Here is a 13,181-nt window from a genome sequence, read left to right as displayed (position 1 = left end):
AGGACCTGCCCATGGGTGCCCTGACGCTCTCCCAAGTCACCAAATCCTTCGGCAAGACCGATGTCATCAAGGGCGTCGACCTGCATGTCGCGGAAGGCGAATTCTGCGTCTTCGTCGGCCCCTCGGGCTGCGGGAAATCCACCCTCCTGCGGATGATCGCAGGGCTCGAGGATGTCTCCTCCGGCAGCGTCACCCTCGATGGCCGCGACATCACGGATGAGGCCCCCGCGAAACGCGAAATCGCCATGGTCTTCCAGACCTACGCCCTCTACCCCCACCTGACGGTGCGCGACAACATGAGCCTCGCGCTGAAACAGGCGGGCGAACCGAAGGCTGCCATCGACAAGGCCACCGCCCGCGCCGCCGCGATGCTGGCGCTGGACCCCTATCTCGACCGCCGCCCCTCGGAACTCTCCGGCGGCCAGCGCCAGCGCGTCGCCATCGGCCGCGCCATCGTGCGGACGCCGAAGCTGTTCCTGTTCGATGAACCGTTGTCGAACCTCGACGCCGCCCTGCGCGTGCAGACCCGCATCGAAATCGCCCGCCTGCACCGTGATCTCGGCGCCACCATGATCTATGTGACGCATGATCAGGTCGAAGCGATGACACTGGCCGACAAGATCGTCGTCCTGCGCGCAGGCATCGTGGAGCAGGTCGGCTCCCCGATGGAGCTTTACAACAACCCCGCCAACACCTTCGTCGCGGGCTTCATCGGCAGTCCGCAGATGAACTTCCTGAAATCCGCCGCTCTGGGGGAACGGGGCGAAAGCACCGGCATCCGCCCCGAACACCTGACGCTGTCTCGCGAAACCGGCACAATCCCCGGCACCGTCAGCCATGTCGAGAAACTGGGTGGCGAAACCCTCGTCTATGTCCGCGCCGAACCCCATGGCCTTCTGACTGTCCGCCTCTTCGGGGAACATGATTACGCGGTGGATGAACCCGTCCACATGACACCCGATGCCAGCCGCGCCTTCCACTTCGATGCCGCCGGCCTGCGCCTGCGCTGATCCCTCATCTTGCAGTGACCTGAGTCCTTTTCGCCATATGCTGGGGGCAACCACCGGTCGTTGCGGATGGAATGTTCGAAAAATGCTGGAAATCGCCCTGATTTGGGGGTATGCGTTTTTGCAAGGCCCATGAATAGGGCCAATCAAGAGCGGTGCGCCGGCACATTTTCCGGCGGTTGAGGCGGAGTAGTGTCATGAGTTCGGCGATTGATTTCGCCGTCCGCACAGCAGCGGGCGGTACCACATATGGGCATGTTGCAGCCCCCGGCGAAAGCAGCTTCATTCAGTCAGGCCTGGGCGACAAGCTGTCGCTCAACATCAGCCCGCAAAGCGTGATCGGCTACACGCGCGAGGGCAATGATCTGGTGATCGAACTGGTCGATGGCCGCACGATCACCGTGGCCGACTGGTTCGATGCCCCCGCGGAAACGCCCAACCGGCTTTTCCTTTCCACCGATGGCATGGTGACAGAGGTCGCCCTCGCCGATGCGGGCAATGGCCAACTGGTCCCCTCCTTCGCCCTCGCCGTCGGCGGCGAGAAGTGGAGCCCGCTCGATGATCTCCGCTTCGGCGACGGCGATCCCGTCGTCACCCTGGCCGGAACGGGCGAGGATGATCCCGCCGGCATGGGCATCTTCGCACCCGCCCTTCTGGGCCTTGGCGGCGCGGGTGCTGCTGGCGCGGCGCTGATCGGCGGCGGCCTGCTCCTTGGCGGCGGTGGTGGCGGCGGCGGCGGTTCCAACCCGACCCGCAGCATCGACGGCACCGGCACCACCACCACGATCACCACCAACACCGCCCAACCCGCGATCGAGGTGACAGGCACCGGCATCCCCGGCGAAAGCGTTGTCGTTACCATCGGCACCCGCAGCGAAACCGTCACCGTGCAGCCCGATGGCACCTGGACGGCGGGCTTCTCCGGCGCCACCCTGCCGCTTGACGGCAATCACACCGTCACCGCCACCTTCGGAACGGGTGGCACCGCCACCACGCTGACCGGCGGCGCCTATATCATCGACATGACCCCCCCCACTGCCACCGTGACCGAGGGGACGCAGTCCACCGGCGATATCGAGAACCTCGCCGAATATGCCAATGGCGTCACCCTCCGTGGCACCAGCGAGGCCGGGGCGACGGTCTCCGTCACCCTCGGCGTGCCGGGCACCCCCGGCGCGATTACCCGCGACGCGGTGATGAATGCCGATGGCTCATGGTCCGTCACCTTCACCCCGCAGGAAATCGCGGGCGGCGAACGCACCCAGACCGTGACCATCATCGCCACCGACCGTCTCGGCAATGTCGGCACCCCGCTGACCGAGGTGATCGAGCTTGATACCATCGCCCCGCCGCTCTCCCTCAATGCCGTCACGGGCGACGATCTGGTGAACCGTGCCGAAAGCCTGTCCCAGGTCCTGATCACCGGCACCGCCACTGCCAACACCACCGTCACCCTGCAGATCCAGGGCATGGCCACGCCCGTCACCCTGCAAGTGAACGATCAGGGCCAATGGTCCCATGCCATCGCGGCGAACACGCTCACCGATGGCACCTACAGCTACACCGTCCGCACCGCCGATGCCGCAGGCAACCCGACGGAACGCACCGGCTCCTTCCGCGTCGATACCCAGATGTCCGTCGCCATCGACGGGGGCTTCGCCTTCGATGGCGTGGTCAACCTCGCCGAATCCCGGGGCGCGCTCACCCTCACCGGCACCGCCCCCGCCGATTCCACCCGGGTCGAGGTGCAGTGGCTCGGCCAGACATATCCCGCCACGCTGAACGGCAATGGCACATGGTCGCTCCAGTTCCCGGCCGGGCTGGCGACGGCCTCGCAGATGTCGGAAATCCGCGTCACCGCCTGGGATGCCGCCGAAAACAGCAACTTCGCCACGCTTCCCGTCCGGATCGACCTTGAAACCGCGCTTTCCGTCGAACAATACCCCGTCGGCTCCGATCAGGTCCTGTCCGGCAGCGAACAGCGCAGCGGCTTCACCCTCGATGGCGAAGGCGAGGCGGGCGCGCGCGTCTACCTCAACCTCAACGGCCGCGACCTTGGCCCCGTCACCGTGGCCGATAACGGGATCTGGTCCTACACCTTCACCGCCACCGATCTGCAGGGCCTGTCCCATGGCCAGCAGGCCACCATCACCGCCTATGCCGTGGACGCCGCCGGAAACCGCAGCACGCCCGACGTGACTCGCAGTTTCACCCTCGACACGCAGGTCGGCGACTTCACCTTCGCCGCGCCCGATCTGCAACTGGGCGCCACCCCCGACAGCCCGCGCGATGCCACGGTCCTGAACGCCACCGAACGCAGCGCGGGCCTGCCGGTCCAGGGCACCGTCGAACCCGGCGCAACCGTCACGCTCCGCGTGGTGGAAACCGGCTGGACAACCACCATCCCCGCCAGCCAGACGCAGGGCGGAACCTGGACCTTCACCCTTCCCGCCGCCGCCCTCCCGCAAGGCGCGGCCCAGACGGCCACCATCAGCGCCACGGCGACCGACGCGCAGGGCAACACCACCGCGCAACCGATGGAGCGGACCATCGCCATCGACACCGTCGTCGCCGATTTCAACGCCGCCGACATCCGCCTTGGCACCGGCACCGACAATGTCCTGAACGCCCGCGAACATGCCGTGGGCCTGCCCGTCGAAGGCCGGGCCGAGGCGGGCTCTTCCATCAGCGTCACGATGAACGGCCATACCGAACGCACCACGGCCAACGCCCAGGGCATCTGGTCCGTGACCTTCACCCCCGACCAGATCCCCACCGGCGAACGCACAGGCATTCCCGTCTCCGTCACCGCCACCGATACGGCGGGCAATGTCAGCGAAACGATCACCCGCAGCTTCGATCTGGATACCGTCGCGCCCACGACCCCCTCGGTCCTCAGGACCGAGGATTTCGCCGGCGGCTACAGCGCGATCACCACCACCAACACCAACGACGCCTATTCCTTCCACCGCGTCGATGCGACGGGCGCCGCCACGCGCGTCATCGCCGATGAAAGCCTGACGAACCGCGGCGAAGACCGCTTCGATTTCCGCAGCGACGTCCCCGATGGCAGCTATCTTGTCATCAACACCCGCGATACGGCAGGGAACGAGGCGAACACCCTCTTCATCAAGAACACCGCCACCGGCGTGGCCGTAGATCTGACGCGCGAAGGGCTGGCGGGCTTCGATCTCTCGGCGATCGACCTGACCCGCGCCCCCGATGCCCGCCTCACCATCACCGCCCAGCAACTCGAATCCCTCACCGGCCCCGATCAGCAACTGATCGTGAAGGGCGAGGCGACAGATCAGGTCACGCTGCACAACGTCACGCATCAGGAGCACAATGTCCGGGATGCGGTGACAGGCCAGGTCTACGACATCTACACCCTGGGCGATTCCGGCGCGCGCATCCTGCTCGAAGATGACGTGTCGCGCACGGTGATCGTCTGACGCACAGGCCATGATCCCCCCGCGCCGCCCCTTCCCATCGGCCAGAGCGGCACCGCTCCCCTTCCCCCGTGCCGTTTCCGGGGCGCTTCTGGCCGCGGCGGTGCTGCTTTCGGGCTGTCAGGGCGGGTTGCAGCCGCCCTCGATGCTGGCCATCGGCAGGGGGCAAGCCCCGTCCGATCCCGCCGCGATCCAGCGTCTCGCCCCCGAAGGCGGCACCGCCTCTCCGCTGATTGCCGATCTGGCCGCGCGGCCCTTCATCCTGCCCCAGGGCGGCACCATGGCCCGCCTCGCCGATGCCATCCTCGCCGCCGATCCCGGCGCGGATGCGGCAGAGCTTGGCCTTGCCCGCCTGCGCGCCGATGCCGTGGCCCGCAACGCCTGGCCCAGCCTCACCCCGACGCTGACGCTCGACAGTCTCGCCGGGCTGGCGGCCAATCTGGTGATCGACCAGCCCCTGCTCGACAATGGCCGCCGCAAGGCCGAACGCGCCCGCGCCCGCGCCGAGATCGACCTCGCCGCCGTGACATTGGCCGCCGGGCGGAATGCCCGCATCCACGAAGGCCTGTCGCTCTACCTCACCGCCGAACAGGCCCGCGCCCAAGAGGCCATCTCCACCCGGGCCACCGCGCGCCTTTCGGAATTCCACAGCATCGTCACCCAGCGCATCGCGGGCGGCCTCTCGGATCGCACCGAAGAACAGATCATCGCCCAGTCCCTTGCCGAAATGCAGGCCACCCTCGCCAGCGACCGGCAGACCCGCACCCAGGCCCTGGCCGATCTCGCACAACTCACAGGCGGGCAGGGCGCGGCCGATCTGACCGGCATCGACAGGCTTCCCCCCCTGCCCGCGGCCGAGGCGCTCTCCCTCCTGCGCGCAAGGGCCATCGCCGCCCGCGACCTGGCCGAGGCCGACATCACCCGCGCCGATGCCCTTCCCGGCCTTTCCGCCAATGCCCGCGTCACCGAAGACGGCGTCACCCCCGGCCTTGGCCTCGGCGGTGTCCGCCTCGGACTTGGCAGCCCCGCCATCCTGCGCTCTGCCGAAGCCATCCCTGACCTCGTCCGCCGCCAGACGGCCGAGGCCGAAGAACAGGCCGCCCGCCGCCGGACCGAACTGCAAGGCCGCCTCGAACAGCTCCGCACCCGGCAGGAACAGGGGCAGACCGTCCTCGCCCGCACTCTGGAAAACCTCGATCTCTATGCCGAACAATACCGGCTTGGCCGCCGCAGCCTGACCGATCTCACCATGCAGACAGCCGCCGCCGCCCGGCTGGAACGCGATCAGGTCGCATTGGCCTATGATGCCGCGCGGATCGAACTGGAACTCGCCCGCGATGTCGGGGCGCTTGTCGCTGGGGGGCGGCTGTGACGGAACGGCAGTCACCGCGCGTCATTTCCTTCGACATGCATCCCGCCCGCGCGGCGCAATCTCCGACCATGGCCCCGACCATGGCCCCCGTCCCGCAGCCCGCGCCCCCGCCTGCGGCCCCCTCCCATGCCTTCGCCCCGGCAACGCCCCCGCAACCCGCCGCGGGCCTGCGGTCGCGGGCGGAACTGGCCTCCATCCTCTCGGCCCGGCTGGGCGGGCGGCTGCTGACGTCGGATGTCGTTGACCTGCTCACCCTCACCGGCGCGCCCGACAGGCCCGGTCTCGATCACCTCTCCGCCGCCTTCCGCCGCGCGGGCTATTCCGTCGCGCTCGATCACGATCCCGCCCTTGGCGCGCTGCCCGCCCTGGCCGAAATGCAGACCGGCCAGATCGTCCTGATCCTCTCGCGCGACAGCGACACCCTCACCCTTTACGATCCCACCACCCCCGACCGCAGCGCCGAGGTTCCCCTCGCCGACTTCGCCCCCCATCACAGCGGCTGGGTGCTGCGCGCCCGCCTTCCCTTCGCCGAGGTCGAGGCCCGCCACGCCGAACCCGCCGCCGCGCCGCACTGGTTCTGGTCCGAATTCCGCACCCATCGCCGCCCCATGGCCGAAGTGGCCGCCGCCTCCCTCACCGCCAATATCCTGGCCACCGCCATCGCGCTCTATGCGCTGCAGATCTATGACCGCGTCATCCCCAACCAGTCGGAACCGACACTCTGGGTCCTGACGCTGGGCGCGCTTCTGGCCATCGCCTTCGATGGCGCGCTGCGCATCGCCCGCGCCGCGCTGATGGATACGACAGGGCGCAAGATCGAACTCGCCGTTCAGGATCGCCTGATGCACCGCCTTCTCGGCATGCGCGCCGCCCCCGGCGAACGCCAGCCCAGCCAGGTCTTCGCCGCCATGCGCGATTTCGGCTCGGTGCGCGAATTCTTCACCGCCTCCACCATCGGCACCCTGGCCGACCTGCCCTTCCTCGTGATCTTCCTCGCCCTTGTCACGCTGATCGGCGGCCCGCTCGTCTGGGTGCTGATCCTTGGCGGCATCCTCATGGTCGCCCCCGGCCTGCTCCTGCAACGCCGCCTCATCGCGCTGACCAACTCCACCCAGGGGGCCAATACCCGCGCGGCAAAACTGCTGTATGAAGCCGTCTTCGAACACGAAACCCTCACCACCCAGCGCGGCCAGGATCGCGTCCGCCGCCTCTGGGGCGAACTCGTCGCCCTCTCCGCCCTGCGCGCCTCCGACCAGCGCCACCTCACCACCCTGCTCTCCTCCTGGGCGCAGGGCGTGCAGCAGGCCACCTATATCGCCACCATCCTGATCGGCACCTTCATGGTCTTTTCGGGCAGCTTCACCGTCGGCACGATCATCGCCGTCTCCATGCTCACCTCGCGCACCCTCGCGCCGCTGTCGCAACTGGCGGGCATCCTTGCCCGCTGGACGCAGGTCAAGGCCGCCCTCACCGGGCTCGAGGCGATCGCCCAGTCGAAACAGCAGGAAGATCCCGCCCGCCGCTACCTCCGCCGCGAAACCATCACCGGCCAGTTCGACCTGCGCGAACTCACCTTCCGCTACGGCCCCGATTCCGCCCCCTCGGTCGATGTCCCCGCCCTTGCCATCCCCGCCGGCCAGCATGCCGCCATCCTGGGGGCCAACGGCTCGGGCAAGTCGACCCTGCTCAAGCTGCTTGCCGGCCTTTACGAACCCGGCGGCGGGCGCATCATGCTCGACGGGCTCGACATCGCCCAGATCCACCCACGCGACCTGCGCCGCCATATCGGCTATCTCGGGCAAGAGGTCCGCCTCTTCTCGGGCAGCCTGCGCGACAATCTCTCGATGTCCGATCTGGAACGCGACGATGACCGCCTTCTCGCCGCGCTCGATTTCGCGGGCCTCGGCCCCTTTGTCCGCAACCACCCCCACGGCCTTGATCTGGAAATCCGCGAGATGGGCGAAGGTCTCTCCGTCGGTCAGCGCCAATCCATGGGCTGGGCGCGGCTCTGGCTGCAGGATCCCCGCGTCGTGCTGCTCGACGAACCCACCGCCGCGCTGGACCAGACGCTGGAAACCACCCTCGTCTCGCGCCTGTCGCACTGGCTGCACGGGCGCACCGCCATCATCGCCACCCATCGCGTGCCGATCCTGCAACTCACCACCCGCACGCTGATCCTGCAGAACGGCCGCCTTGCCGTCGATGGCCCGCGCGATGCCGTGCTGGCGCATCTGGCACAGGGGGCGCGATGACCCTCTCCACCTTCACCCCCCCGCTCGAATCCCGCCTGCGCCTGCCCTCCGTCACCGTCCGCCTGATCGCGGCCACGGTTCTGGTCTTCCTCCTCTGGGCCGCCTTCGCCTGGGTCGCCGAAATCGTCCGCGCGCCGGGGCAGGTGATCCCCTCCTCACGCCCCCAGATCATCCAGAACCTCGAAGGCGGCATCCTTGCCGAACTCAACGTCTCCGAAGGCGACACGGTCGAGGCAGGCCAGATCCTCGCCCGCCTGCACGGAACGCAATACCAATCCACCGTGGATGACCTGACCGATCAGATCGCAGCGCTGGATGTCCGCCGCCTGCGGCTCGAGGCCGAGATTGCCGGGGCCGAGGATTTCACCCCCCCCGCCGATCTGGCCGCCCGGGTGCCTGACATCGTCGCCTCCGAACGCGCGCTGCTGGCCGCCCGCCGCGCCGATCTGCACGCCCGCCTGCAGGGCGCGCGCGCCATCCTCGTTCAGGCGGAAGAGGAAGAAGGCATGATCCGCCGCATGGCAGATCGCGGCCTTGCCCCCGAAATCGAATGGACCCGCGCCGAAAAGGCCCGTGCCGATGCCCGCGCCCGCCTGGACGAGATCATCACCCAGACCGATCTTTCCCGCGCCGACGATTACGCCAAGGCGCAGGCCGAACTCGCCTCGCTGCGCCAGCGCCTGAAACTCGGCCAGGATCAGCTGTCGCGCACCACCCTCACCGCACCCATGCGCGGCATCGTCAACCGCATCGCCGTCACCACCATCGGCGGCGTCGTCCGCCCGGGCGAAGAGATCCTGCAGATCATCCCGCTCGACAGCGGCCTCTTTGTCGAGGCCAAGGTCAAACCCGCCGATATCGCCACCCTGCGCGAAGGCCAGCCGGCCACGATCAAGCTTTCGGCCTATGATTACACGATCTGGGGCACGCTGCCCGCCACCGTCACCTTCGTTTCCGCCGATACCTTCCGCGACGAACGCACCCGCGATGCCGAACCCCATTACCGCGTCACCCTGCGCGTCGATCTGGCGGAACTGACCGATCGCCAGAAGGGCCTCTCCATCCGCCCCGGCATGCAGGCCGAGGTGGAATTCCAGACCGGCGGCAAGACCATCCTCAGCTATCTCACCAAACCGCTCTGGCGCGGGTCCGAGGCATTGCGCGAACGCTGACAGGCCAGCTTGTCGCAGGTCCGACAAACATATTGCGTTCTGTATATATGTTTGCCATCCCTCCCGCATGACTGCGCCCCGCCTGATCATGGCCCGCCTCCGGGCCATCGTCCTGTCCGCCCTTGCACTGCTTCTGGCCGTGCAGGTGGCGCTGGCGACCTTCCCGCATGAGGCACCGGTCGCCCCCGGCGAAATGCGCCTCACGCTCTGCGCCGATGGCACCGGGCCGAAATCCGTCGTCATCCGCATCGCCGATGGGACGGTCGTCGAAGGCAAGGGCAGCATCGCCAATGCCGATTGCCCGCTCTGCGTCATGGGCGCGGCGCAGACCACCGCCGAATTCGCGCCGCTGCAACGCCCCCTTTTCCGGGGTGTGGCCGTTGTCCACCCGTCCGTCGTCATCGTATCGGGCCATAGGGCACGCGACGCGGCCCATGCCATCCGCGCGCCCCCTATCCCTGTCCTGATCGCCTGAACCCGCCCCGCCAACGGGGCCAACAGATCAAGACGGACAGTGAACACCATGAAAACCCGAACCCTGCGCCTCGGCGCATGTGCCGCGCTGCTGGCCAGCGTCGCCCAGATCCTTCCCGCCCAGGACGTCACCGCCCTCGATCCCATCGTGATCCAGGCCCAGCGCCAGGCCCAGCTTCTGCGCAACCGCGCCAGCCGCAGCACCCTGATCCCGCAACAAAGCCTTGCCGCCCCCATGGCCGATGGCGGCGCGCTGATCTCCACCCTGCCGGGCGTCGATTTCAACCGCATGGGCGGCCATGGCGTCGATCTCGTCATCCGGGGCCAGCAGGCCAACCAGCTGACGGTGATCGACTCCGGCTCGCTCACCTATGGCGCCTGCCCCAACCGGATGGATCCGCCCTCGTCCACGCTCTCCATCCTCCGCGCCGACCGCATCATCGTCGATCGCGGCTATGCCAGCGTCACCAACGGGGCGGGCGGAACCGGCGGCACGGTCCGGCTGGAACGCGACACCCCCGAATTCGCCGAAGCCCGCCGCTGGACCGGCACCCTTGCCGCCGGGGCGAATTCCAACGGAAACGGCTACGAAACCGCCGGAACCTTCGCCTATGATCTGGGCGGCGGATTCTTCCTCGAAGCCTCGGCCGAGGTGAAGGGCGCCGACAACTACACCGATGGCGCTGGCCGCGAAGAACGCAGCGCCTATGATCAGCGCAGCACCGGCCTCACCTTCGGCTATGATGACGGCAGGCTCGACCTTGCCTTCGATATCGAACGCGACCTTGCCGAAGATGTCCTCTTCGCCGGCGCAGGCATGGACAGCCCGTTCTCCGAAACCGATGTCTACCGCCTGCGCGGCGGGATCGACCTGAACATGGGCGCGCTGACCCGGATCGAAGGCAGCCTCTATGCCAGCACCGTCGATCACGTCATGGACAACTTCACCCTGCGCCCCAATGCCGGAATGCGGATGCGCGTTCCCAGCACCTCCGATACAACCGGCGGCCGGATCGAGGCGCAACTCGCCTTCGGTGCCACCACGGCGAAGATCGGCCTCGATCACCAGGCGAATGACAAGCGCGCCATCGCCTATGGCGGCGGCGCGCCCCTGATCCCCCAGATCCTCGCCAGCGATCCCGCCGTGGCGCGCTTCGTGATGTGGCCCGATGTCACCATCGCCCAGACCGGCCTCTTTGCGGAAACCGAAACCGCGCTCTCCCAGTCCACCACGCTGAAACTCGGCTTGCGCTACGATCATGTCCGCGCCAGCGCCGGGCTCGCGGGCGGCCTTGCCGGTGCCCCGGCGCCCACGCCGAATTCGCTCTATACCCTGCGCTACGGCACCACCTTCGATACCGCCCGCCACGAAGACAATTTCGGCGCCCTCGCGCGGATCGAACAGCGGATCACCCCCGATCTGATGGTCTTCGCGGGCCTGTCCACCTCGGCCCGCACGGCCGATGCAACGGAACGCGCCATGGCCCGCAGCGAATGGGTGGGCAATCCCGACATCGCCCCCGAACAGCACAACCAGTTCGATCTGGGGGTCGAGGCGACAGGCAATAGCTGGGCGCTCAACGCCACCGCCTGGGTGGACAAGGTCGATGACTACATCCTTCGCGATCAGTTCTCCGTCGCGGGCGTCAGCACCTATCGCAACGTCTCGGCCCTGCTCGCCGGGGTGGAACTGTCGGGAAGCTGGGCCCGTGACGGCTGGGTGGTGAACGGCGATCTGGCCTGGACATGGGGTGACAACCGCAGCGACAACCGCCCCCTCGCGCAGATCCCGCCCCTGCAGGGCAGCCTCTCGCTCGCCCGGGATCAGGGCCTCTGGCAGGCGGGCGGCCGGGTGAACTTCGCCTCATCCCAGAACCGCATCGACCCGTCCCGCGATCCGGGGGCGACGGCGGGCTATGCCACGCTGGATCTCTTCGGCAGCTATGACCTCTCCGAAAAGGCCGTGCTGATCGCTGGCGTCGACAATGTCTTCGACAAGCAATATGCCCGCCACCTCAGCCGGTCCAACACCTTCGATACATCGGTGACGCGCGTCGCCGAACCGGGCCGCAGCTTCTATCTCAAGGTCGAAGCCCGGTTCTGATCCCTCGCCGGGACGGGCGGCACGTTGCCGCCCGTCTTGCACAGCCCCGGCCCGAGTGTCAAAAAGCACCGCCGGATGGCGGCAAACCGCTTGTGAACCGCCTGAAAACGGCTACTTTCTGCATCCCCGGATGATGCACGATGTCGGGGCAAGACCAAGGGGATGGTGACCATGAAACTCTCGATCGAACGCGGCACGCTGCTCAAGGCGCTGGCACAGGCGCAATCCGTCGTGGAACGCCGCAACACCATCCCGATCCTCGCCAACGTCCTGATCGAGGCGGATGGAAATCAGGTCAGCTTCCGCGCCACCGATCTGGATATCGAAGTGGTCGACCGCGCCCCCGCCATGGTGGAACGCGCCGGGGCCACCACCGTATCCGCCGTGATGCTGCATGAAATCGTCCGCAAGCTGCCCGATGGCGCGCTGGTCAACCTGGCCGAGGATGGCAGCGCAGGCCGCCTGACGATCACCGCCGGCCGCTCGACCTTCAGCCTGGCCACCCTCCCGCGCGAGGATTTCCCGGTCATGGCGACCTCGGAATATTCCACCAATTTCTCCGCCCCCGCGGGCATGCTGCGCCGCCTCTTCGACAAGGCAAAGTTCGCCATCTCTACCGAAGAGACGCGCTATTACCTCAACGGTGTCTACATGCACACCGCCACCGGCGAAGACGGCCCCGTCCTGCGCTGCGTGGCCACCGATGGCCACCGCCTCGCCCGGATCGACGCGCCCCTTCCCGAAGGCGCGCAGGGCATGGCGGGCGTCATCGTCCCGCGCAAGACGGTTGGCGAATTGCGCAAGCTTCTGGATGATGACGATGCCGCCATCGCCGTGTCCGTGTCGGAAACCAAGGTCCGCTTCGCCACCCCGGCGATCACCCTGACATCCAAGGTCATCGACGGCACCTTCCCCGACTACACCCGCGTCATCCCCACCGGCAACACCCGCCGGCTCGAGGTGGACGCCTCCGAATTCGCCAAGGCCGTGGACCGCGTCGCCACCGTCTCCTCCGAACGCTCGCGCGCGGTGAAACTCTCGCTCGACGAGGATCGCCTGATCCTCTCCGTCAACGCCCCCGACAGCGGCGCCGCGGAAGAGGAACTCGCCGTGGCCTATGGCGATGAACGCCTGGAAATCGGCTTCAACGCCAAATACCTGCTGGAAATCGCCAGCCAGGTAGACCGCGAAAACGCCGTCTTCCTGTTCAACTCCTCCGGCGACCCCACCCTCATGCGCGAAGGAAACGACACCAGCGCTGTCTATGTCGTCATGCCGATGCGGGTTTGATCGGATCCGAGGTTCTGGCTCTGGGAAACCATCCAATTCAAGACCCTTCGGGGCCATCGGG

The 13,181-nt window shown here is 67.6% G+C and carries 8 protein-coding genes; all 8 read left to right on the top strand.

The genetic code is table 11. The features are described 5' to 3' along the window. The first annotated feature begins 11 nt into the window (after positions 1–11). The 8 genes from G5V65_RS01875 to dnaN all read left to right on the top strand — a co-directional run bounded on the left by G5V65_RS01875 (position 12) and on the right by dnaN (position 13,120). Complete coding sequence (locus G5V65_RS01875; RefSeq protein WP_165046713.1) at positions 12–1,010, top strand: ABC transporter ATP-binding protein; 999 nt, start codon at positions 12–14, stop codon at positions 1,008–1,010. 194 nt (positions 1,011–1,204) lie between these two features. Beyond that, on the top strand, positions 1,205–4,459 hold the full coding sequence (locus tag G5V65_RS01870) for an Ig-like domain-containing protein (RefSeq protein ID WP_165046712.1): 3,255 nt from the start codon (positions 1,205–1,207) through the stop codon (positions 4,457–4,459). Positions 4,460–4,469: 10 nt separating this feature from the next. Then, positions 4,470–5,828 (top strand): TolC family protein, encoded by a 1,359-nt coding sequence (locus G5V65_RS01865; RefSeq protein ID WP_165046711.1) that lies wholly within the window; start codon positions 4,470–4,472, stop codon positions 5,826–5,828. Then, a complete protein-coding gene (locus G5V65_RS01860) occupies positions 5,825–8,080 on the top strand; it encodes an ATP-binding cassette domain-containing protein (RefSeq protein ID WP_343162807.1) in 2,256 nt (751 codons plus the stop codon). Before G5V65_RS01865 ends, G5V65_RS01860 begins: the two co-directional genes overlap by 4 nt. Next, positions 8,077–9,252 (top strand): HlyD family efflux transporter periplasmic adaptor subunit, encoded by a 1,176-nt coding sequence (locus tag G5V65_RS01855; RefSeq protein WP_165046710.1) that lies wholly within the window; start codon positions 8,077–8,079, stop codon positions 9,250–9,252. The genes G5V65_RS01860 and G5V65_RS01855 overlap by 4 nt, the downstream gene beginning before the upstream one ends. Before the next feature lie 67 nt (positions 9,253–9,319). Then, the gene (locus G5V65_RS01850) at positions 9,320–9,727 is read left to right on the top strand and encodes a hypothetical protein (protein ID WP_165046709.1); all 408 of its coding nucleotides are present in this window, start codon (positions 9,320–9,322) and stop codon (positions 9,725–9,727) included. A gap of 48 nt (positions 9,728–9,775) precedes the next feature. Beyond that, positions 9,776–11,830 carry a TonB-dependent receptor domain-containing protein gene (locus G5V65_RS01845; protein WP_165046708.1) on the top strand — a complete coding sequence of 685 codons (2,055 nt, stop codon included), beginning with the start codon at positions 9,776–9,778 and terminating at the stop codon, positions 11,828–11,830. 171 nt (positions 11,831–12,001) lie between these two features. Further along, on the top strand, positions 12,002–13,120 hold the full coding sequence (dnaN, locus tag G5V65_RS01840; protein WP_165046707.1) for a DNA polymerase III subunit beta: 1,119 nt from the start codon (positions 12,002–12,004) through the stop codon (positions 13,118–13,120). Positions 13,121–13,181: the final 61 nt, after the last annotated feature.

This window comes from Paragemmobacter kunshanensis (assembly GCF_011059185.1).
GTDB classification, from domain to species: domain Bacteria; phylum Pseudomonadota; class Alphaproteobacteria; order Rhodobacterales; family Rhodobacteraceae; genus Paragemmobacter; species Paragemmobacter kunshanensis.
Note: the sequence above shows the minus strand (reverse complement) of the source record. Positions and strands in the feature narration are given on the sequence as shown.